Source organism: Devosia indica (assembly GCF_003056405.1).
In the GTDB taxonomy this organism is placed as follows: Bacteria; Pseudomonadota; Alphaproteobacteria; order Rhizobiales; family Devosiaceae; genus Devosia; species Devosia indica.
In genome coordinates, this window is sequence record NZ_PYVZ01000001.1 from 273,499 (window position 1) to 294,690 (window position 21,192).

Annotated in this window: 24 protein-coding genes and 1 pseudogene; 10 read left to right on the plus strand and 15 right to left on the minus strand. The window is 61.8% G+C overall.

The features are described 5' to 3' along the window. Nucleotides 1–54: 54 nt before the first annotated feature. The 4 genes from DDE76_RS01340 (at nt 55) to DDE76_RS01355 (ending at nt 3,173) form a co-directional block, all read left to right on the plus strand. Nucleotides 55–951, plus strand: coding sequence for a LysR family transcriptional regulator (locus DDE76_RS01340; RefSeq protein ID WP_104892442.1), 897 nt, complete (start codon nt 55–57; stop codon nt 949–951). A gap of 96 nt (nt 952–1,047) precedes the next feature. Then, nucleotides 1,048–1,671, plus strand: coding sequence for an NAD(P)H:quinone oxidoreductase (gene wrbA / locus DDE76_RS01345; RefSeq protein ID WP_104892443.1), 624 nt, complete (start codon nt 1,048–1,050; stop codon nt 1,669–1,671). 45 nt (nt 1,672–1,716) lie between these two features. Beyond that, on the plus strand, nt 1,717–2,709 hold the full coding sequence (locus DDE76_RS01350; RefSeq protein WP_104892444.1) for an EamA family transporter: 993 nt from the start codon (nt 1,717–1,719) through the stop codon (nt 2,707–2,709). Between the two features lie 77 nt (nt 2,710–2,786). Then, complete coding sequence (locus DDE76_RS01355; protein ID WP_104892445.1) at nt 2,787–3,173, plus strand: VOC family protein; 387 nt, start codon at nt 2,787–2,789, stop codon at nt 3,171–3,173. Nucleotides 3,174–3,343: 170 nt separating this feature from the next. Here the strand turns inward: DDE76_RS01355 and DDE76_RS01360 are convergent, their stop codons facing one another. The 6 genes from DDE76_RS01360 to DDE76_RS01385 are packed head-to-tail and all read right to left on the minus strand — an operon-like array spanning nt 3,344 to nt 9,175. Then, entirely contained in the window at nt 3,344–3,790 is a 447-nt protein-coding gene (locus tag DDE76_RS01360) for a phosphatase domain-containing protein (protein WP_104892446.1), read from the minus strand. Further along, nucleotides 3,787–4,344: a histidine phosphatase family protein gene (locus DDE76_RS01365; RefSeq protein ID WP_104892447.1), complete on the minus strand. Its 558-nt coding sequence runs from the start codon at nt 4,342–4,344 to the stop codon at nt 3,787–3,789. The genes DDE76_RS01360 and DDE76_RS01365 overlap by 4 nt, the downstream gene beginning before the upstream one ends. Further along, nucleotides 4,341–5,450 (minus strand): MBL fold metallo-hydrolase, encoded by a 1,110-nt coding sequence (locus tag DDE76_RS01370; RefSeq protein WP_198650791.1) that lies wholly within the window; start codon nt 5,448–5,450, stop codon nt 4,341–4,343. The genes DDE76_RS01365 and DDE76_RS01370 overlap by 4 nt, the downstream gene beginning before the upstream one ends. Then, nucleotides 5,443–6,513: an ABC transporter ATP-binding protein gene (locus DDE76_RS01375; protein WP_104892448.1), complete on the minus strand. Its 1,071-nt coding sequence runs from the start codon at nt 6,511–6,513 to the stop codon at nt 5,443–5,445. Before DDE76_RS01375 ends, DDE76_RS01370 begins: the two co-directional genes overlap by 8 nt. After that, on the minus strand, nt 6,501–8,201 hold the full coding sequence (locus DDE76_RS01380; protein WP_104892449.1) for an ABC transporter permease: 1,701 nt from the start codon (nt 8,199–8,201) through the stop codon (nt 6,501–6,503). The genes DDE76_RS01375 and DDE76_RS01380 overlap by 13 nt, the downstream gene beginning before the upstream one ends. Then, a complete protein-coding gene (locus DDE76_RS01385; protein ID WP_425430611.1) occupies nt 8,198–9,175 on the minus strand; it encodes an ABC transporter substrate-binding protein in 978 nt (325 codons plus the stop codon). The genes DDE76_RS01380 and DDE76_RS01385 overlap by 4 nt, the downstream gene beginning before the upstream one ends. A gap of 118 nt (nt 9,176–9,293) precedes the next feature. On the opposite strand from DDE76_RS01385, the gene DDE76_RS01390 reads away from it, so the two are divergent. After that, nucleotides 9,294–10,112: a DeoR/GlpR family DNA-binding transcription regulator gene (locus tag DDE76_RS01390; RefSeq protein WP_198650792.1), complete on the plus strand. Its 819-nt coding sequence runs from the start codon at nt 9,294–9,296 to the stop codon at nt 10,110–10,112. 224 nt (nt 10,113–10,336) lie between these two features. Here the strand turns inward: DDE76_RS01390 and DDE76_RS01395 are convergent, their stop codons facing one another. Genes DDE76_RS01395 through DDE76_RS01405 form a run of 3 tightly spaced genes read right to left on the minus strand, consistent with a single transcriptional unit; the run spans nt 10,337 to nt 12,792 of the window. Beyond that, the gene (locus DDE76_RS01395) at nt 10,337–11,131 is read right to left on the minus strand and encodes an inositol monophosphatase family protein (RefSeq protein WP_104892452.1); all 795 of its coding nucleotides are present in this window, start codon (nt 11,129–11,131) and stop codon (nt 10,337–10,339) included. After that, on the minus strand, nt 11,128–12,045 hold the full coding sequence (locus DDE76_RS01400; protein WP_104892453.1) for a sugar phosphate isomerase/epimerase family protein: 918 nt from the start codon (nt 12,043–12,045) through the stop codon (nt 11,128–11,130). Before DDE76_RS01400 ends, DDE76_RS01395 begins: the two co-directional genes overlap by 4 nt. A 33-nt stretch (nt 12,046–12,078) precedes the next feature. Next, nucleotides 12,079–12,792, minus strand: coding sequence for an ABC transporter permease (locus tag DDE76_RS01405; protein WP_104892454.1), 714 nt, complete (start codon nt 12,790–12,792; stop codon nt 12,079–12,081). 71 nt (nt 12,793–12,863) lie between these two features. Here DDE76_RS01405 and DDE76_RS01410 point away from each other — a divergent pair, with 71 nt between their 5' ends. Next, complete coding sequence (locus DDE76_RS01410; RefSeq protein WP_104892455.1) at nt 12,864–13,136, plus strand: ROK family protein; 273 nt, start codon at nt 12,864–12,866, stop codon at nt 13,134–13,136. A 656-nt stretch (nt 13,137–13,792) separates the two neighbouring features. After that, nucleotides 13,793–15,013 (plus strand): ABC1 kinase family protein, encoded by a 1,221-nt coding sequence (locus DDE76_RS01415; RefSeq protein WP_245891758.1) that lies wholly within the window; start codon nt 13,793–13,795, stop codon nt 15,011–15,013. A gap of 37 nt (nt 15,014–15,050) precedes the next feature. Here the strand turns inward: DDE76_RS01415 and DDE76_RS01420 are convergent, their stop codons facing one another. From DDE76_RS01420 to DDE76_RS01440, 5 genes are all read right to left on the minus strand, one after another. Continuing rightward, nucleotides 15,051–16,019 (minus strand): NAD(P)/FAD-dependent oxidoreductase, encoded by a 969-nt coding sequence (locus tag DDE76_RS01420; protein WP_157955616.1) that lies wholly within the window; start codon nt 16,017–16,019, stop codon nt 15,051–15,053. Further along, nucleotides 16,016–16,450, minus strand: a complete 435-nt coding sequence (locus tag DDE76_RS01425) for a DUF3429 domain-containing protein (protein WP_104892458.1) — start codon at nt 16,448–16,450, stop codon at nt 16,016–16,018. Before DDE76_RS01425 ends, DDE76_RS01420 begins: the two co-directional genes overlap by 4 nt. A 36-nt stretch (nt 16,451–16,486) precedes the next feature. Then, a complete protein-coding gene (locus tag DDE76_RS01430) occupies nt 16,487–16,648 on the minus strand; it encodes a DUF2256 domain-containing protein (protein ID WP_104892459.1) in 162 nt (53 codons plus the stop codon). Nucleotides 16,649–16,679: 31 nt separating this feature from the next. Beyond that, the gene (locus tag DDE76_RS01435) at nt 16,680–17,156 is read right to left on the minus strand and encodes a DUF427 domain-containing protein (RefSeq protein ID WP_104892460.1); all 477 of its coding nucleotides are present in this window, start codon (nt 17,154–17,156) and stop codon (nt 16,680–16,682) included. Between the two features lie 257 nt (nt 17,157–17,413). Further along, nucleotides 17,414–18,328, minus strand: coding sequence for a LysR family transcriptional regulator (locus DDE76_RS01440; RefSeq protein ID WP_104892461.1), 915 nt, complete (start codon nt 18,326–18,328; stop codon nt 17,414–17,416). Between the two features lie 100 nt (nt 18,329–18,428). On the opposite strand from DDE76_RS01440, the gene DDE76_RS01445 reads away from it, so the two are divergent. The 3 genes and pseudogenes from DDE76_RS01445 to DDE76_RS01455 all read left to right on the plus strand — a co-directional run bounded on the left by DDE76_RS01445 (nt 18,429) and on the right by DDE76_RS01455 (nt 20,546). Next, nucleotides 18,429–18,752 carry a nuclear transport factor 2 family protein gene (locus DDE76_RS01445; protein WP_104892462.1) on the plus strand — a complete coding sequence of 108 codons (324 nt, stop codon included), beginning with the start codon at nt 18,429–18,431 and terminating at the stop codon, nt 18,750–18,752. A 189-nt stretch (nt 18,753–18,941) separates the two neighbouring features. Continuing rightward, nucleotides 18,942–19,631, plus strand: a pseudogene (locus DDE76_RS01450) (alpha/beta hydrolase); the annotation flags it as partial. 117 nt (nt 19,632–19,748) lie between these two features. Beyond that, nucleotides 19,749–20,546 (plus strand): alpha/beta fold hydrolase, encoded by a 798-nt coding sequence (locus DDE76_RS01455; protein ID WP_104892464.1) that lies wholly within the window; start codon nt 19,749–19,751, stop codon nt 20,544–20,546. Nucleotides 20,547–20,614: 68 nt separating this feature from the next. Here DDE76_RS01455 and DDE76_RS01460 read toward each other — a convergent pair whose 3' ends face one another. Continuing rightward, nucleotides 20,615–21,067, minus strand: a complete 453-nt coding sequence (locus DDE76_RS01460) for a MarR family winged helix-turn-helix transcriptional regulator (protein ID WP_104892465.1) — start codon at nt 21,065–21,067, stop codon at nt 20,615–20,617. Nucleotides 21,068–21,192: the final 125 nt, after the last annotated feature.

A 21,192-nucleotide genomic window follows, 5' to 3' on the forward strand; every position in this document is an offset into this window, starting at 1 on the left:
CCTGCAAACTCGGCTACCGTCAGCAAAAGCAGGTTACAAGATCGCAGGCCGAACATGGACAAGCTCTCGGTGATGAATGCCTTCCGCCGAATCGTGGAGCGCGGCAGCTTTGTGGGTGCCGCCAACGATCTCGGGGTGTCTCCCGGCCTGCTCAGTAAAGAGATCAAGCTGCTTGAGAAGAGCCTGGGCTGCACGCTCGTGACGCGAACCACTCGCAGCATGTCACTCACGGAGGCTGGGCAGGCCTATTACGATCAGGCCGTGACCATTCTCTCGGCGGTAACCGCGCTGGAGAACGACATCCGCGCGAGCGCCAGCTCACTCAGCGGCCAACTCAAGATCAATGCGCCGCATTCCTTCGGACAGTTGGTCATCGCGCCCATGCTCCCGGGCTTCCTCCAGGACTACCCTGACCTTGAAGTCACCTTGTCACTGGACGATCACATCCTCGATATGATCGAGGGTGGCTTCGACATATCCATCCGCATCCGGCCCAGCCTACCCGACTCGTCGTTGATGGTTCGGCGCCTGGGACAGCTCAAGCAGGCAATCTTTGCCTCACCCGCTTATCTGGAGCGCTTTGGGACGCCTGCGAGGCCCGAGGACATTGCTGGTCACAATGTGATCGGATTTACATTGGCCGGTCATCAGAGCGAGTGGCAACTGCATGGACCGGGTGGCCCAAGAAAGCTTGCGCTGCATCCGCGCATCAAGGTCGGCAGCAGCGTCGTCCTGCGCGATCTGCTGATCGCGGGCTGCGGCATCGGGACACTCCCGGACTTTCTATCGCGAGAGCCCGAGTCCGATGGCCGTCTCACGCGAGTCTTGCCCGAATATGAGCTGCCATCACCCGAAATCTTCGCCGTTGCCGCCTCGCATATGGGATCAGATCCTCGGGCCAGGGCCTTTGTTGCCCATTTGCAGGATGCGCTCAACGATCTCTATTCCTGACGCGGCATGAACAGTGTTTTGAGCGCGGGATGATTACTCGGGCGCCCGAGTTCAGGGATGTTGCTGGCAACTTCAAACCTTGCCAGAGGCATCCAAATGACCCGCATTCTTGTCGCCTATTATTCCAGCTATGGCCATGTTCGCGCCTTGGCGCAGGCAGAGGCCGAAGGCGCGCAGAGCGTCCCAGGGACGATCGTCGACCTGCGTCGTATTCCTGAAACGGTTCCTGAGGCCGTTCGCGAGGCGTCCGGCTACCTTGTTGACGAAACCCCGCTGGTCAGCCCCGGCGACCTCGCCAACTACGATGGCATCATCCTTGGAACCCCGACACGCTTCGGCATGATGGCGGGGCAGATGAAGCAGTTTCTCGATCAGGCGGGCGGTCTGTGGGCCCGCAATGCCCTGGTGGGCAAGGTTGGCGCGGTCTTCGCTTCAACCGGGTCTCAGCATGGTGGCCATGAGGCCACGATCCTGTCGGCGCATGTGCCGCTCATGCACTTCGGAATGGTCATTGTTGGACTGCCCTATTCCTTCGCGGGGCAGACGCATCGTGACAGTGTTGTGGGGGGATCTCCCTACGGCGCCGGAACGATTGCAGGCGTCGATGGCTCGCTCCATCCAACCGAAATCGATCTCGCTGGCGCCCGTTTCCAGGGCGCGCACGTTGCCCGGGTTGCAGGGCGGCTCGCACAAGAGGATTGGGCTCGGGACGCCGCCTGAGGCGCCCTGATCCGATCCTGATCCATCCGGCACTGGAACCGAAAAATGGCACGGATATCCGATATTTTCCTGACTGCCCTGGCACCGGCCGTATGGGGCAGCACATATATTGTGACCACCGAAGCGCTCCCGGGTGGTCACCCTCTGACCCTGGCCGCGCTTAGGGCCCTTCCGGCGGGATTCCTGCTCCTGGCGCTCACCCGCAGTTTTCCACCCTTAGCCCTCATGGGCCGCATCCTGGTCCTCGGCGTCCTGAACTTCGGGCTGTTCTGGACCATGCTGTTCATCGCCGCAGACCGGCTGCCAGGTGGTGTGGCGGCGACCCTTGGCGCCGTCCAGGCGCTGATGGTGATCGTATTGGCACGCGCCTGGCTGGGCACGCCTATCATGCGCGGCGCTGTTGTGGCTGCTGTCGCTGGAGTGGCCGGGGTCGCGCTCCTGCTTCTGGGGCCTGCCGCTGCGCTTGATCCGGTGGGCATTCTGGCCGGGGTGCTGGGGGCAGCTTCAATGGCTGCGGGCACAGTGCTCAGTCGGAAATGGGCTCCGCCAGTCTCCGCTCTGCGCTTCACGGCCTGGCAATTGACCGCCGGCGGCCTGGTGCTGCTGCCTGTCGCCATGCTTGTTGAGCCGGCACTGCCCTCATTGTCCGCCACCAACTGGTTGGCCCTTGCCTGGCTTGGTCTGATCGGGGCGGCCGCAACATATGGCCTGTGGTTTCGCGGGCTGGCTCGGCTGGAACCGGCGGCTGTCTCCATGCTGGGCATGGTCAGCCCGCTCATTGCTGTTGCCCTGGGTTGGCTGTGGCTCAATCAGTCCCTGACGCCCTTGCAGATCCTCGGCGGCGGTATCGTTCTGGCTTCGGTCTGGGCCGGGCAGATCACCAATCGCGGGCCGCAGAGCCGGTCCGGGATCGTGATGGGCGACCGCCGCCGAAAGCACAGGGCAACCGTTGACGTCTGCGCTCTTTCGGAACACCGGCTGGGTGATCTTGGTTTGTCGCGCGCATATCTAGTTGATCCGGCGCCGACCACCAGATAGCCGCGCCGGTCACAATTGATCTTCACCCACAAAGACCTTGATTTTTCCGTCTGTGAAGAGGTCGCCAGGAGGACAAAATGGAAGAAACAAATCCCGCCCGATTTGGAATTATCCTCAAGACAGAGAATTTTGCCGAATGCGTAAAATTCTATCGGGACGTGCTGTCGCTAGGCGTTTGGTACCAGAAGCCCGATCTGCTCTGTTTCCATTTCGGCGCTGAAAGCTACCTGATGGTCGAGCGAGGTGGGGTGGGGTCGAGTCAGCGCAAGGGCTCCGAGGCCAATCCCGTTGTCTTGCGATTTGATGTACCCGATGTTGATCGCGCAGCCGAGCGAATTGCAGGGCTTGGCGTCGATGTAGAGGTTTTGCGATTCGAATGGGGTATGATCGCCATCTTCTCGGACCCGGACGGCAATCCCTGCGAGTTCAAAAATGCGGACGATCCGTACTTCGAACTGCCCTAGCGCATGACAAGGTTCGCCTGCTGAAATCCGCATGGCGGACATTCTGCCATGCGTCCCCAAACGGTCGTCCCAGCGCCGGCTGACGACTCTTGAAAGCGGCTGTCTGTCGTGCTGCGGAGGACCTTTGGTGCCTGCCTATCGACCAATGCCGCAATTGCGGCGTCCGGACTTCAAAAGTCCCCCGGGGCGCATTGCAGGCAGGTCAGGCCGGCTGCGCGCCAGAAGGCGACAACAGAGGAGCGGTCGTCCACGACCAACCAGGGTTCATACCCGTCGCCCCGGATGCGCTGCAGCGCAATGGCCTTGGTTTCGGGATCAGGCAACGTGTCTTGGTCACCCTGGCGCAGGTAGAGCGCGTCAAACGGGATCTCCGCCCGGTGCAGCCACTCTTCCGTGCGCGCCTGCCAGCCGACCGGCCGGCCCGAACAGATGACGATGCGCTCGCCCTGTGCCTTGAGGTGCCGCAACAGGCGGACGATGGGAACGATGGGCGGGGCATCCGCCATGGCGTCGTGAAAGTCATCCCAATGCTTTTCAACGCCGTGAACCAGATGACCGAGCCGTTCGGCATCAAACGTGGCCAGGGTGCCGTCCACGTCGAAGATTACGCAATTCATGAAACCGTTCCTTCCGCGAGGAGGGGTTGTTCCCGCCACTGGCCAGAAGCAGGCGTGTAGAGCAGCGGAGTTGTGTTGGGCGCCGAAGGACCCATTGCGTCCTGCCCGGTAAGGGCGCGCGCGGCACGGATAGCGCCGGAGTGGGCGACGATGACGGGCAGATTGCTGCCCGCAAGAGCCATGCACTGACAGATGGCCGCTGCAAGGCGCGCCAGCATCGCCTCCCAGGCCTCGCCGCCTTCAGGCGTGGAGGTCCGCGGCGGCAACTCGGCAATGGGCCGGCCCTCGTAGATGCCCCAATCGCGCTCGCGCAGATCATCCACGACATAGGCGCTCAACGAAGGGAAGGCGAGCAAGGCGGTGTCCCGGGCGCGCGCCTGTGGGCTGGTGAACAGCATGATCGGCCGGCCGAAGGCCTTGCCCGCCAGCGCTCTCGCGGCCCGGCGCCCGCTTTCGGTCAGTTGCGCCTCTGTTCGGCCGGCAATGAACCCGTCGCGGTTGGCCTCTGTCTGCCCATGGCGAATGAGGGCGAATGGGCGCTGGGGCAGGATCACAGCATGGTTCTCCCTGAAAGCATGGCTGGGAAGCCGGTTTGCCCACGGTAGGCTTCGGGCGCGCGGCAGAAGAGCGGCGCAAAGCGCTTGGCGCCGAGCCGCGCCAGCATCTTTTGCTGGTCACCCAGCGGAGGGTGCACGTTCCAGCGCGTGAAAAAGCCGCCGAGCGCGGCAACGTCACGGGCGTGTGCCGTCATGTGACCGGTGAAGAGCACGGCGCCGCTTCGCCCAAGAGCGCCGCTTTCACGCCAGGCCTGGACGATCTGCCAGGCCATGCCGTCGTCGGCATTGGGCGTGTCACAGATCAGGAAACGCGCTGACGGGTCGAAAGGCTGTTCCAGCAGCGGAACGATCTGGCTCGCGCCGGGCGAAACACCACCGGACTGCAGCCCGTCTAGCAGCGCAGCGCGGCAGGTATCATCCAAAGTCACCCTGCCCCGGTTCATCAGGTGCAGCGCCAGCTCGCCCGCGCGACCGGAGGGCGGTACGGGAAGCAGCACCTGGACGGCCGGATCGAGTTGTTCGATAGCGGCATCGAGCGCGGCCTTGCGCGCCGATTGCGGCACGGGATCGAGATGATAGGACGCATCGATCAGGGCGGTTCCCGCCGGGGGAGGCATGTCCAAGGCGAACCACTCGGACTCTTCTGACCAATCGCCCGAATAGAACAGTGCCTCCTCGCCAAGGGCGAAATGCAACCACACGCCGCCCAGGGCATGTCCGTTGCGCCCGGTTGTGACCTTGATGCCATCGATCATCACCTGCCCCCGCTCCGGGATGAGGCGCAGATCGGCTCCCCCCGGAAGGGCCCGGGCTGTTTGCGCGGTGATGTGGATCGGCAGACCGGCGGCGATCGCGTGCTCGGCGCCCCCGATATGGTCAATGTGGTCATGGGTGATGAACACGGCGTCCGCACCCTCCAGCCACTCCGGTTGGAAAGGTGAGGTCGGCTCCGGGCCGAAACCCACATCCAGCAGCCACAGTTGGCGGCCGGTCCAGAGGCGAATGCAAGCGGGGCCCTTCTCGCCAAGGCCCGAGAGGATTTCAATCCAGGGCGCGGTGCCGCGTGCTTCCAAGGCCGGGTCAGGAGCCGGTCTATCAAGCATGCCCGTCATCCTTGGCCGGCAGGCCTGCCGGATCGCAGAATGCCCAAGGGCTGTGGAGGGAAAGCCGCATGGCCTCGCCTATGCTGGCCCGCTCCGGCGCATGGGCGATCAACGTCGCCGCCGGGGTTTCAAGGGAAAGCCGGAAACGACCGCCCTGGTAGGTGCAGGTCGCGACCCGCGCGGTGATCGGGCCATCCGCATCGACCCGCACCTGCTCGGGGCGAATGCAGATATGGGTGGGGGTCGTGCCATGACCGCGCGCCTCGATCTCCTGACCAAGCGCATGAACGACCACCTTGCCGTCCACGGGCGACCCGGCGCGGTCCACGCTTACCACCGCACCGTCGCCAACAAAGCCGGCGACGAAGCAGTCCTGGGGCCGGTCGTAAAGGGCTTCGGGTGCCGCGAACTGTCGAATGCGGCCCTTTTCCATGACGGCCACGCGGTCGGCCAGGGCAAGCGCCTCGGTCTGATCGTGCGTGACATAGACCATGGTGGCGCCGGTGCGCCGATGAAAGGCGGCAAAGGCCTCCTGCATCGCGCCCCGCAGGGCAAGATCAAGATTGGCAAGGGGCTCATCGAGCAGCACGGCCTGCGGATCGGCAACCAGGCAACGCGCCAGTGCAACCCGCTGCCTCTGCCCGCCCGAAAGCTGGGCCGGAGCCCGGTCGGCGAAGGCGGAAAGCCCCGTCAGGTCCAGCGCCTCGGCAACCCGACGCTTGCGCTCGGCTGCGGCAAGGCCCCTCACTTCGAGTGGATAGGCAACGTTGCCGGCCACGCTCTTGTGCGGCCAGAGCGCATAGGACTGAAAGACGATCCCGATATTGCGCTCCTCGGGCGGCACCAGAGTGTTCCCCTCAGCGAGCACCCGACCGCCAAGGGCTACGCGGCCCTTGTCCGGCACTTCAAAGCCGGCCGTCAGACGCAGCAAGGTCGTCTTGCCGCATCCGGACGGACCGAGCAGCGCGACGAACTCGCCTTTGGCGATTTCAGCGTCGATGCCGTCCAGCGCTGGCGTGCCGGCATAGAGTTTGGAGACGTTGCAGAAGGTCAACCCTGCCACGGCACGGTTCCTTTCGGTAAGCGGGAGGAAGAGAGCTGGACGATGGCCATGAGGGCGATCACCACCGCGACGATGGATGCCGCGAGGGCCGAAGCCATCACGGTGTCGCCGCTGTCTTCAAGATTGAAGATCACCACGCCCAGGGTTTCCGTGCCGCCGGTCCAGAGCAGGGCCGAGACGGTCAACTCGTTTACCGCGGTCAGGAAGACCAGAATGGCACCGGCCGCTGCGGCCGGTGCCGAAAGGGGCAGCACGATGTCGAAGAGACGACGCCCCAGTCGCGCCCCGGCGCTGGCGGCAGCCTCCTCCATCGCCGGATCGAGCTGGCCGATGGCCGCCTGAACTGGTCGCAGCATGACAACCAGAAAGCGGGAGAGGTAAGCGAGCAGGATGATGGTCAACGTGCCGTAAAGGGTGATGCCGAAGGGCAGGCGTATGAAGGCGAGGATGCACGAAATCGCCAGCACCACGCCCGGCAGCGCATAGGGCAGGTCCACCAGCGCGTCGATGACGCGTGTCAATTGCGTGGGGCGGCGTTGCATGAGCCAGGCCAGCGGGATGCAGACCGCCATCAGGATCACCGCAGCCGAACTCGCCAGCAGCAGCGAATTGGCATAGGCCCGGCGCGTGACAGGCTGGTTGAACAGCACTTCGACCCAGGCCTTGAGGGTCGCGGTGTCCGGCGTCAGCGGCACGCCATAGGCGGGGATCAGCGAGGTCGAGACCAGGGCCAGCAGCGGCACCACCAAGGTGACGAGAATGAAGCCCCAGAGGAAGAGTTCGACAAAGGGCCGCTTGCGTCCAAGCGAAAGGGACAGCGGTTGGGATGCCAGGCCGACCAGTCCATAGGCCCGACGCCGGAGGAACAGGCGACCGGCCAGAACACCGGCAATGGCCACTACCCCGATCAAAAGTGCCAGGACGGCGACCTCTGCAAGCACGGATTGTCCCATACCGACCAGGCGCTGGTAGATCAGCGTCGGCAGGGTGGAATAGCGGGCGGGAATGCCCAGCATGGCCGGAATGCCAAAATTGCCCAAGGCCGTGACGAAGGTCATGGCCGCACCGGCAGCAAGGCTTGGGAGGCTGAGCGGCAGCACGATCTGCGCCCAGACGCGCCAGCCTCGTGCCCCGGAAATACGCGCGGCTTCCACAAGGTCTCCGGGGATCATCCGCAGGCCGGCGCGCAGAGTCAGGAAGATGATCGAGGCATGCTGGATGCCCAGCAGAAGCGAGATGCCCCAGGCCGAATAAAGCGGCTGCGGGCTCCCCAGCGGCGGGGCAATTCCCAAAGTCTTGAGCAGCACTGAGGACGGCCCGGTGGCCTGCATCCACGCCAGCGCCGTGATTTGTGGTGGGATCATCATCGGGATCATCAGGCAGAAGACCAGAGCCGCCTTGGCGCGGATATCGGTGAGCGCCACCACAAAGGCAAAGACCGAGCCGATGACGATCGACAGGACCGTACCGGCACCTGCCGTGACCAGCGAATGCTGCAGTGCGGTCAACGTGCTGGGGCGGCTGAGGACCTCGGTGGCATGGACAAGCGTCAGCTCGCTGCCGATGCCGAAGCCCTCGCCCAAAAGGCGCAGCATGGGCCCCAGCGCAATCAACGCGACCGGCAGCAATAAAAGGGAAATCAGCCGGTCCGGAGACCGGCTGATCGGGTTTGCGGACGTGGCGATCATTGCACGCCGAAGATTTCCGAGAAGCGGGCCTTGTTCGCCTCGGTATCAGCAAGGGCCTTGGCGGCGTCGAAATCCATCAGCTTGATGCTGTCGCGCGCCGGGAAGCCTTCGGGGCTTTCCAGGCCATTGCGCGCAGGGATGTAGCCCATGTCGACGACCAACTGCTGGCCTTCTTCGGAGAGGACGAAATCGACGAACTTCTGGGCGGCTTCCATATTGGCGGCGCCTTCCATGATGGCCACCGGCTCGGTCACATAGGTGACGCCTTCGGAGGGGAAGACGAAGTCGACCGGCGAGCCTTCGGCCTTGGCGCGAAGGGCCATGAAGTCGACCAGCACACCATAGGGCTTCTCGCCAGCGGCCACGGCGGTGAACACGCCGCCATTGCCGCCCTGGGCGACAGTCTCGTTGGCGGCCAGCGCTTCATAATGCTCCCAGCCAAGGGTCGGATCATTCGTCACGGCGGCGAGGTGGATCAGTGCGGCGCCGGAATAGAGCGGCGACGGCGAAGCGATCATGCCCTTGTATTCAGGCTTTTCGAGGTCGGCCCAGGAGGTTGGCACTTCGGCCGCACCGGTATTGTAGACGATGCCGGTGGTGATCAGCTTGGTCGAGTAATAGTAGCCTTCGGCGCTGTAGAGGGCCGGGTCATAGCCTTCTGCCTCGGGAGAGACATATGCGGTGAGCTTGCCTTCCTGCGCCAGGCCTTCGAGTGTCACGGTATCGGCGATCAGCAGCACGTCCGGCTGACCGGCGCCGGCTTCCATTTCCGCGGCCATGCGGGTCATCAATTGCGTGGTGCCATCGCGCACCCATTCCACGGTGATGTCAGGATTGGCTGCCTCGAACGCATCGACGGTCTTCTGGGCATCCTCGTTGGGCTGCGAGGTGTAGAGCTTGAGCGTTTCGGCCGAAGCCATTGCTGGCAACGAGAGCGAAAGCATCAGCGCAAGGGTAAGGCGGGACATCGTCATCTCCGAGAGAATTGTTTTCGAACGAAAGCATCGTGCTGCCGTTGGCCGAGCCTAATATCCGCGGCACATGACGATGCGGTGACGTCTGCAGACTGATTGTGGAAATTTTAGTGCTTGGATGCTGCGGCGTGGCGAACTATGTTTGGAGAGCAACCAATTTCGAACGAAAATGAAAAATTCAGATATTGCTCGTCGCCATGATCGCATTCTGAGCCTATTGGCCAGCCATGCGTCGCTTTCGGCATCGGCGCTGGCCGATCTGCTTTCGGTTTCAGTACAGACAATCCGCAGCGATCTGCGCATGCTGGATGAAGAAGGGGCCGTTCGGCGCCGTCATGGCGCCGCGCATCTGCTGACACCGAGCGACAACATCGGTTATGAGCCTCGACTGGAAGTCTCGCGCGACGAAAAGTCGAGAATCGGGGCCGCAATTGCCAACATTGTTCCGCCAGGAGCAACCATTGCCCTGGGCACGGGCACGACGGTTGAGGCCTGCGCCCGGGCTATCGCGCGCCACGAGGGACTAACGGTCTTCACCAACAGCATCCATGCGGTCCTGGCGCTCCATCTGGCGCCAAAGGTTTCGGTGTCACTGGCCGGTGGCAATGTGAGACTGCGGGATCTCGACTTCATCGGCTCTGAAAGCGTGGAATTCTTTGCCGGTCTCCGTCTCGACTATGCGGTCTTCAGCGTCGGAGGGCTTTCGCCTGCGGGAGACATGCTGGACTTCAACATGGCGGAGGTTCGCGCCAGACGCGCCATTTTTGAGTGCGCCCGCCACCGCATCCTGGTCGCAGACCAATCCAAGATCGGGCGTCCCGCCCCGCACGCATACGGTAAGCTCTGGGAGGCAGAAACCATCGTGTGCGGTCATGAGCTTGCGGGAAATCTGCAGGATGAAATTAGGCTTATTGGACACACCGCGATCAAGGTCTAAGGGCGGCACAAAGCCATCAGTGCCATTTGAAATTGGGTGCCCGTGCCTCATCACCCTGATTGGCGACACCACCATCGCCAGGGCCGCTGCGCGCGCCATTCCGGCCGTTCCGCACTAATTTTGGCACACCCGAAAACAGCTATTCGTCTTCGCTGCAAAGTGCTGTCTGGCCGCCCGCGGATATCTTCAATCTGGTCGATGCTGAAACGCAAGGTTGATCGAGATTACCCCTGATTGTCCTCACGTGTTGCCTGTATGGTCACGCGATGGTCGCCGAGCGAATCCGTGACAACAGCCAAGCCCGCTTCGGTGCACAATAGCCAGCCAGCGGCAATATCCCAGATCTTGAGGCCAAACTCGGAATAACCGTCAAGGTGCCCGAGGGCACAAAGAGCGAGCGCGACGCAAGCGCTGCGATAGCGGACCACGTCGTACCCCGCCTGGCGGAGCCGGTCGGCCTCTTCTTCCCGCTCGTCCCCGTTCCAGTACCCGTTCTCGCCAATAGCAACCGTTCTGGCGACAGATGCAGGAGCCGGACGCGGGATGGCTTGGCCGTTGAGCCGCAGGCCGCGCCCCTTGGCGGCCGTCGCGCATATTCCGAGCGTTGGAATGGCAATACCGCCCAGTATGGGCTGTCCGGCGCGCATCAAAGCGACCGAAATTCCCCAGAAGGGCAAACCGCGCAGGAAATTGGAGGTGCCATCGATCGGATCGAGGACCCATCCATTCCGTCCGTCGGACCCCCCAAGTTCCTCGCCCAGGACGGCAATATCGCCAAACTTGTGCCCTAGCTCGCGTCGCAGCGCCCGCTCGATGGCGAGGTCTGCTTCGCTCACCCATTGATCGGCGCTCTTGGCCTCGACCGTCATGGTGTCACGGCGTGCGAACAGGTCCAGCGCCAGTCGCGCGGAGATGTGCAGAATATCCTCCAGGGCTGCAAGTGCAGCAAGATCAGCTGCAAGCTCCCCCGGGTCGTCGCCTGGCAGGGGAGATGTTTTTTGCGTTTCCTGGTGGGTCACGAATGGTCCTGACGCGCCTTGGCAACCATGCCGGTGACCTTGTGGATCAGCGGAAACGCGCGCGCATAAAAGGCCGGCTCAGTCGTTGAATAGCCCATGCCGTGGTGCCTGTAGGGCGTCTCGAAATTGAGCGGCAACGCACACGGAGAGTCCGCAATCAACGCCGTGAGACGCTCCCAATCGAGGTGACCATCCCAGGGAAGCAGATGATCGTCCCGCACTGAGAGGTTGTCATGCAGATGGGTGGTGATCAGGCGCGAGCGGAACGTCTCGAGAATGGTGACCCCCCCTTTTTCGACAAGTTCGGCATGTCCTGAATCGTAACAAAGGCCGATTACGCTCTCAGGGTGACGTTCGAAAACCCGCTCCAGTTGCTCCACGGTCCGCTCCAATGACGCGCCGGGCAGGTTTTCGATGGCAATGCGGACCCCGCTGCGCTCACAATCAGGGCGCAGATCTTCGAGCGAACGGTGCAGCGTATCGTAGTAGGCCGCCTTGCTGTCTGGATCGTCCAACACCTCGTTATCGAGTTCGAAATGCATCACCACGTTGGGCGAACCGATGCGCTCGGCCAGCGCAATACGGTTGCGAACCAGATCGAGGCCAGCCTGACGCTGCCACTCAACCGGCGCCAGAAAATGCTTGCGGGTTTCACGGCAGGGCAGGCCGACTTCAGAGACGGCGTTGCGGCCATTGGACCCATGGACCGACCAGGCCTTTAGCCCGGCCCCATCGATCATTTGCCCAATGTGGTCGATCTCTGCGGGGGCATAGATGTAGGAGTAGCCGGCGTCCGGATTCCAGTTGATGTGGGTAAAGCCAGCCTCTTTGACCCAGCGGAGCGTTCGGCGCATGCCTTCGTCGAACCAGCGTTCGTGCGTCGGCCAGTACCAGACAGTGATGCAGGTATCCATTATTCCAGTCCTCTTGTTTCACGGGGAAGGGCCTCAGACGGGGGCAAGGCGCGTACGGCCCAGCCCCACACGGTCTGCCAGCATGATGATGACGAAGGAAAGGCTCATCACCAGCGTCGCATAGACCAGCGTCTTGGCGGTGATCTCCGGGTCATTGCTGGACGCTCCGGAGGCAATGGCAATGCCCAGGGGGGTGTTGTTGGCGTTATAGAGAAAGGCCGAGACGGTGTACTCGTTGACAAGGTCGTTGAAGGCCATTGCCGAGACAAGGATGAGCACAGGTGCCAGCAGCGGCAGGGAAATGCGCAGGAAGCTGTACAAAGGTCCCGCGCCCAGTGCCCGCGCCGCTTCGCCGAGGTTTGGATCGAGGCCGACCATTGCCGAGCCGATCAGTCGGACCATCATCGGAATGATCAGGATGCCATATGCGATGGGCAGGATCTGATACGAGCCCAGCAGCACGCCGCCAAAGATCAGCGGGTTTGGTGCATCGAAGGCCGTGATCATGCCGATTGCCACCAGCGATGAGGGAAGGACCCAAGGGATGAAGAGCGAGAATTCGAGCACGCTTGCGGCCCAGTTGCGGCGTGTTGTGATGAGGTTGCTGGCGAACAGGGCAAGGACCAATACGCTGCCCACGGCCATGATTGACATGAGGGCTGAATTGACCAGCGGCGCTAGCGCCTCGCCGTCAAGCAGGACGGACGCGTAATTGTCGAGTGTAAAGCTGGTCGGAAGCACATCCATCGAGATGGATCGGCTGGGGGCAAATGAGAACGCAATCGTCAATGCCACTGGCACCAGGTAGATCAGGAAGAGTGGCCCGAGTCGCCACAGCCTTTGTCGACCCGGAACTGATTGTCATTGGCGGTCGGCTACCGAGCGACATGAACGCGGATCTGGTCGAACGCATTCAGCACCTCGACCTAGTCGGGCCCTCGCGCGGACTGCCCGTGGCTCCCATTCAGGCGTCCAAGCTGGGACCACAGACCGGGGCGTTGGGAGCGGCCAGCCTTCCGGTCTTTGCCAGCTTCTTTGCCGGCTCGGTTGGCAGCGGCCATAATCCTTATGTCAATGGCCGCCGGCGCTGACCGCTTCTACCACGCCTCGGTTGAAACATGGCCCAATACGCAAGGCAAATGACCCGAAGAAACAGGCTAGCCAATTGCGGCTACTGAATATTGAAGGCCAATAGCTGCCAGACCGCTCTCGGCCCCTCACGCGTTGCCTGAGAGTCCGGCTGAAGGGGCGGGGAGCCTCCACGATCCGCCAAGGCAGCAAACCCCTCATTTCAGACATCTCAGCAGCCTCAGCTTTATTGGCACAGCAGTTGTTCCAGTGGCGCCTGTTGGGGCGATGCGGACTTGGCTAAGGAAGGGGGACGTTTCTCAAGATCATCCGACACAGGCTGGTGGCCATTCACTCAGGCTGCCGCATCTCCACTCGTTCCAGCCGGGGGCCGGATGGTCACCGAACAGCATCAAGCTCTGACCGTGCGCGCCGGAGACCGGGGCTGTAGATGCATGGGCAGACCAGTTCCACAGGCATATGGCATGCATCAGCATGTCCCAACATGACTTTGATGATTCACAGGACGGCCGACAATCGATCCAGCGCCCGATACCTGCCGTATTGCAACCAGAGGTAAAAAGTTGTGGCAGGCGATCGAAAAGTTCGTGCGGTACCGGCCGGGAGACTGGAGCGACTGCTCGGCATTGGTGCAATGGCCGGTTCGATTGGGGCCAGCGTGGCGCTGAATGGCGCGCGCCAGCTATTGAGTGGAACGCCGCCAAACCTTGCCGAATTGCTGCTTGCCCCTGCCAACGCAGTGAAAGTGGCAGATAAACTCTCGCATATGCGGGGGGCCGTCATGAAAATGGGGCAGTTGCTGTCCATGGATGCTGGACAGATCCTGCCTGTAGAATGGTCACTTGTCCTGGCGCGGCTGCAGGCGGATGCCTCCCCGATGCCGGTTTTCCAACTTGAACGTCAACTGGTCCAACACTGGGGCCCGCGCTGGCGCGACCAGTTTGAACATTTCGCCATGGTTCCGATCGCTGCGGCATCCATTGGCCAGGTGCATCGGGCCAGGACGCGCACTGGCCGCGATCTTGCCGTCAAGGTGCAGTATCCCGGTGTGGCGGCGAGCATTGATAGCGATCTTGACAACCTGGTCTCACTGCTCCGCACGTCACGCATGATCCCGGCCGATGTGCCTCTTGAGGCGCTCAAGGCAGAAGCGCGGCGGCAGTTGCACGAGGAGGCGGACTATCTGCACGAGGCTGCACAGATGACGGCATATGGCGGCCTTATCGCTGATGATCCAACACTTCTGGTGCCGGAGGTGGAAGTTGCGCTAACGGGCGGCGCAGTGTTGGCTATGAGTTATGTCGAAAGCGAGCCCATCGACTGGCTGGCCAATCGGCCGCAGGCTGAACGAAACCGCGTCGCCGAACGCCTCATCCGCCTGACGCTGCAGGAAGTGTTTGAGTTCGGCTTGATCCAGACAGATCCGAACTTTGCCAACTTCCGCTACCAACCCAAATCTGGTCGCATCGTACTGCTGGACTTTGGAGCAAGTCGCACAATCCCTGCGGCGCTGACCGCACAGCTGCGGCAGCTGCTACGAGCAGCCCTGAGCAGGGACAAGGCCGCACAGCGACAGTCCATTATCGAGATTGGCTACTTCACGCCGCAGCAGCATCGGCTGGCGGCGCTTGCCATTGATCTTTTGGCCATGGGAATGGACGATGTGCTGGCTGGCAGCCAGTTTGATTTTGCGGCCGCTGACTTGCCGCGCCGCGCCAGCGATCGCGCGCTGGCTGAGGGATTTGCCGCGGACCTTTGGTCCATACCGCCGATCGACGCCCTGTTCATTCATCGCAAGATTGGTGGAATTTACCTTCTCGCCAGCAGGCTGGGCGCCGTTATCGACATCCATGCCCTGCTGGATGAATTCGCCAATTAACAGCGGAAGGGCGGAACGCTCCGAATGCTGCGGCTGGCTATTCCCGTTCGATGCTGTCAGCCAGATCAAGTGCGCTGAGCACCGTGTCCTCGACGCGGCTGCCACTGGTCCAGTCGCCAGTTGCTGCCAGCTGCCGCAAGGGATCGATATAGGGCCTGCTGTTCGGCTGTGGTAACCGACGGGCTGAGGCCCACCGATGGATGGCCCGGAAAACCGCCAAGTCGGGATCGATGCCAGTGGCTTGATGGAGGGCTTGCGCCAACTCGACCCCAAGCAACTCAATATCCTGGCCGAGGCGTGCTTGTGCCCAGTGGCTGGTAGAGTGAATGACCAGCGTTGTGCAGGACGTGTCACGCCCTGGCTTGGTCGAATTGATCCCGATCCAGTCGATAGGCGATCCTGAGACCCTCGCGGCGATCCAAGGCAGTTCGATCGGCTCGGCGAAGCCAAGCATCAGAGCGTAGCATGGCGCCATCTTCGTTGCGCATAGCGCGCCCTCGTTTGGAGCGTTGTTGGCAAACAGTGCCATGGTCTGATGCGCGGTCGTGGTCGATACGACCCAGTCGAAGAGGCCATGATCGACTCCATCAGTACTGGTGAGATGCCTGCCCTGTCTCGTGTGACCTCGGAGTGGGGCAATCTCGACACCCAACCGCACATCGAGGCCGTCTGCCAGTGCTTTGACGGCACTGTTCATGTTGGGAACGCCAACCAGGTGTCGGTCACGCGGTTCCGCTAGATCGGTCATAATGCCGTCAGCGATGCGGGCGATGGAGCCAGTCCAGGGGGCGACCGCGCCTGCAGCCAAAGCCGGCGCCAGAAGCGCGGCAAACGCGGGATCGCGTACGGTGAAATACTGCGCCCCGTGGTCGAAACTGAAGGCATGGGCATAGCGCGAAGCCATACGACCACCAACACCGCGACCCTTTTCGAAGACCACTACGTCATGGTTGGAGGCCAGCGCAATACCGCCGATCCCTGCGCCGATGACAGCGATGCGCTTCATGCCAATATGCTCCACAAGATAAGGCCTGCTCCGAGCCCAATGCTGGCATTGCGCCGAACGGGCCAGAACCAGGGCTGCAGCAACCCTGCGGTCCATAGACGGCGGTCGATAACCAACAACAGGGCCAGAACGAGTGCCAGGCCGAGGCCGGCGAAAGCAACAGACCACACAGACACCAGCACCATGGCCCAGGCAGCAAGAGCCCCTGCATTGCTGGTCAGAAGCAAATTGACGGGAACCTGTGCAGCCGGGCGCATATAGATGCCCCAATGCATCCCGCAAACGAAGCTGGCAATGACTGCCCCATAGGAGATGGAAGCAAACGCTGCCAAAGCTGGCGCGACGGTTAGGTGCAGTGCCAGACACAGCCATGGCGGCAAGACGCCGGCATAGGCGAGATAGCGCACCAGCCGCGATTGATCCTCAGTCATTCATGGAATCCATTCTACGGTCCAGGGATTGGCGGATTACCGCTGGCCATGGCTTTGCCTGACCTTTTTCCGACACGCATCTGAGCAATATTTGACCTCATCCCAAACCTTGGACCATTTCTTGCGCCAGGCGAATGGCCGTTTGCAGCTTGCACAGGTCTTGACGGGCAGATCCCGCTTTTCGACACGCTTTACCATTGCCCTGGGCCCCAGCCCTACACAGTGTCGCTCACCAGCCCATGGAGCCAGGTTCGCCCTTGAACAGACCAACAATCCCGGATGTGATCCAACCGCCATAAAAGCCGCCCGGCTGCGGCGTCACGATCTCTTCGTCCACCGTGCAACGGTCCATGAGACCGGCGTAGAAGGCAAAGTAGCCAGCTATCGCCGCAAAGGCAGATGTGGGCGTTTGATAGTGCCAGGCTGCACGTGCTGCAATTCTGCCGTTTGCGGTCACATCCCAATAGCCCGCGCGGCCTTTCCATTCGCATATGCTTGACCCCGCGGCTGATCGCAGAACGCCAGGGGCTATGAAGGCGGGCGAGATGTAATAGACGGGCGGATGACTGGTTTCGAGAACCCTGAAGCATTGGGGTGCGTCAACGATGCGCTCGCCCGCAAAGACGATTTCGATACGCTTGCCAACGTGTTCGAGGCGCGGCGGACGTGGATAGTCCCAGACGCTCTCCTGCCCGTTGTCCGGCATGATCGGGGGTGGAGTGCTCAACTGCTTGGTCCTTTAAGCGATCACTGTCTTGGTTCGGTCAACTGATGTCCTATACGGACTGGTGAAAGCCTTGGACCTTTCCAGACTAGTGAATGGCAGTGTCACGCCGCAGGTCGCCCTGTCCAGCATGTGTTGCGGGTGCCCATTTGAGCGGCAATCCCGTTTTCGGAGCCGAGGCCAAGGCTTGCGCCTGAGGTAGAATTTGGGGGCGCAGAGAATGATTGGAGGCGGCCGTTTCAACCGCTCTCCGGCTTGTGGGCGAACCTTGACTCACGCGCCAAGTTGACGAAGGCGCGTAGCGCTGCCGAGGCATTGCGGCGTCCGGGATAGTAGATACAGAGACCGGGATAGGCTGGTGTCCAATCATCAAGGACGCGTATCAGACTGCCTGTCGCGACATCGTCCTGGATGGTCTGCTCCATGAAAAAGCCCAGACCAAATCCCTCCAGAACCGCAGTGCGCGCCAGATTGGCCTCATCCAGCGTTATGGGCCCTGCGACATCAACCTGGACGGGCTGTCCGGTCTTCTCGAACTGCCATTTGAACAGTGCACCATTGGGGAGACGTACTCTGATGCACTGGTGCGCCAACACGTCCGGAGGAGCGATCGGCTTGGGGTGTCTGGTGAAATAGTCGGGCGAGCCGACAACAGCGAAGCGCCTCGGACGACCCAGCGATATCGCGATCATGTCACTCGGCACCAGATCAGCGACCCGCACGCCGATATCGAAGCCGTCGGCAACAATGTCGACCAGCCGTCCCTCGGTCACCAGATCGATATGCACCTTCGGGTAGCGCCGCAAATACTCCAAGACCAGGGGCGACAGGATTTCTCGCGCCGCTTCGGCAAAGGCATTGATCCGCAGTGTCCCGGAGGGAACGTCCTGGCGCGACCGGACTGCGTCCATGGCGCCGTTTATGCTGTCCAGCGCCGGGGCAACGGTCTCGACGAACTGCCGCCCCGCATCGCTGAGGGAAACACTGCGCGTAGTGCGGTTGAACAGGCGAACGCCCAAATCGGCCTCAAGCTTGCCGATGGCGCTGCTCAGCGCGGTGGCAGACATGCCCAGATCGAGCGCCGCCGCCCGGAACGATGCCCGGCGACTGATGGCAATCACCGCTTCGAGGTCGCTGAGCCCGGGTCGATACATTGTCCCGATTTCTCACATTCAACATGCCTCTTTATCCCGCTTATCGGCATAGCTGTCCAGGCGCATATTCAGCGGGCAACATTGATACCGGAGAAACAGGATGAACCTCCCCCTACCGATCACTACCTTCTTTGAAGCCGACAGAAACCTGGATGGCGACGCACCTGTCAGCGCCTTTTCCACTGACGCCACTGTCACCGATGAAGGCCAGACCCATGTCGGCCATACAGCCATTGGTAACTGGTGGCGCGCAGCTAAGCGGAAATACAGCCACACAGCCGAGCCTTTGAACATGCGCCAGAACGATGGCGTCACCGAGGTCCGCGCTCTGGTGACCGGCGACTTTCCAGGCAGCCCCGCCCCGTTGACCTTTGTCTTCGTTCTCGCCGACGACAAGATTGCCGATCTGAAAATCGGCGCCTGAGCCGCGGGCGGCCGACGTGGCTCGGGCCATCGCGCACTGTCGCCTGCACATTAATTACATATCGCGATAATTATTGTTGACAGAGCAAGAGTGCCCGGCTAGCTTAATACATATCGCGATAAACATTATGCCACAATATTAATGCAATCCCCTGGGCTTGCACTGCTGGAGAAGAAAATGACCGCACCAATTCGCAATGTTGTCCTGGTCCATGGCGCTTTCGCCGACGGTTCCGGCTGGCGCAAGGTTTACGATGACCTGATCAAGCGTGGCTATGCCGTTACCATCGTGCAAAATCCACTGACCTCGCTGGCCGACGACGTGGCCGCAACCACCCGAGCGCTCAATCGTCAGGATGGCCCCGCAATTCTGGTCGGCCACTCCTGGGGCGGCACCGTTATCACCGAGGCGGGCAGTCACCCCAATGTCGCAGGGCTCGTCTATGTCGCGGCTCTGATACCGGATGCTGGCCAGACCACCAGTGAACAATATGCCGGCTTCGCCCCGACCCCGGACTTCGTGATCGATATTGCCGATGACGGGTTTGGTGCTCTCAACCCCGAAAAGTTCAAGATCGGCTTTGCCGCCGATCTCAGCGATGACGACGCCGCGTTCCTGCGCGATGCGCAGGTTCCGATCAACATGTCCGCCTTCGGAGCCACGGTGACCAATGCGGCCTGGCGCACCAAACCAAGTTGGGCAGTGATCGCGACGGAAGACAACGCCTTCGACCAGGCCATGCTGTTCCACATGGCTGAACGCGCCATGGCAAAAATCACCACGGTGGCTGGCAGCCATGCCGTCTATGTTTCCCAGGCCAAAACGGTGGCGGACACCATCGACACCGCCGCTCACGAAGCGGTCCACGACCGCGCATAGCGGCTGTCGCCTGCCTGCCAGGCCCATCCACCCTACCCAACACGCAACTGTCCCGACGGCGCCCAGACCTCCGTGCCTGACGCCGAGCCTGAACGCATGCCTTCGAAAGGAAAGACTATGAATACCACTGCCAAATTCTTCGTCGCCGCTGCCGCATTGATCGCGGGGGCTTCTGTCAACTCGCTGGCCCGTGCCGCCGAACTGATCCCGCAGGATCAGGCTATCCGCAACGTCGTCCTCGTCCATGGCGCCTTCGCCGATGGGTCGGGCTGGCGCGAGGTCTACGAAATCCTCACTGACCGGGGCTATTCGGTCACGATCGTGCAGAACCCGCTGACCTCGCTCGCCGATGACGTTGCCGCCACGACCCGTGCCCTCGATCGCCAGGATGGCCCTACAATCCTGGTCGGCCACTCCTGGGGCGGCACTGTCATCACCGAAGCTGGCAACCACGACAATGTAGCGGGCCTGGTCTATGTCGCCGCTCTTGCCCCGGATGCGGGCGAGACCACGAGCCAGCAATATGAAGGCTTTGCCGCCACGCCCAACTTCGTCATCGACGTTCAGGACGACGGCTTTGGCTATCTCAATCCCGATAAATTCAAGATCGGCTTTGCCGACGACTTGAGCGACGAACAGGCAGCCCTGCTGCGGGATTCGCAGGTGCCCATCAACATGTCGGTCTTTGGCACGCCGCTGACCAACGCCGCCTGGCGCACCAAGCCAAGCTGGGCGGTGATCGCGACCGAAGACAATGCCTTCGACCAGGCTATGCTGCTCCACATGGCCGAACGCGCCGGGGCAAAGATCACCACGGTGGCCGGCAGCCACGCTGTCTATATCTCCCAGTCGGAGACGGTCGCTGACACCATTGATGCTGCAGCGCGGGAGGCTGCACTTTCCCCTGCGCAGTGACCATCACGCCGGTCAGCGACCGGGGCCGAAGATGGGCGGGACGTCCCCGCCCATCTTTGTGCGGCGGGTCAAGTGGCCGCTGGCCGTTCCTGGGATAGGGCAGAGCGCAGCCGCCGAATATCCTCATTGATGCGGTCGAGTTCGCGGATTTCCCATCCAGACGCCGAGACCAGGCGATCGGTGACCCGATGGGCTTCGGCACGCAGGGCCCTGCCCTGATCGGTCAAGGATATGATTACGCGCCGCTCACTTTTCGGATCGCGTTGCCGCTTCAGAAAGCCAGCCTGTTCGAGGCGCTGCAGCAAGGGCGTCAGCGTGCTCGATTCGAGCGACAGCGTGTCGGCGATAGCGCCTACGCTCATCCCATCCTGGGACCAGAGCGTGATCATCACCAGATATTGCGGATAGGTAAGACCTAGCTCGTCCAGAACGGGCTTGTAGGTGCGTTGCACCGCCATATTGGCAGAGTAAATGGCAAAGCAGAGATGAGCACTGAGGGACGGCGGAAGAGTTTCGGACATTTTGCAACCTTTTTCCGAATTTTACCGCAATAACAGTTGGCTTGGCAATAGTTTGACCTGTCGCCGGCAGGGTCTTGTCCCGATCCCTGCAACAGCGCATGCCGATTTTTCTTACTTATCCCGGC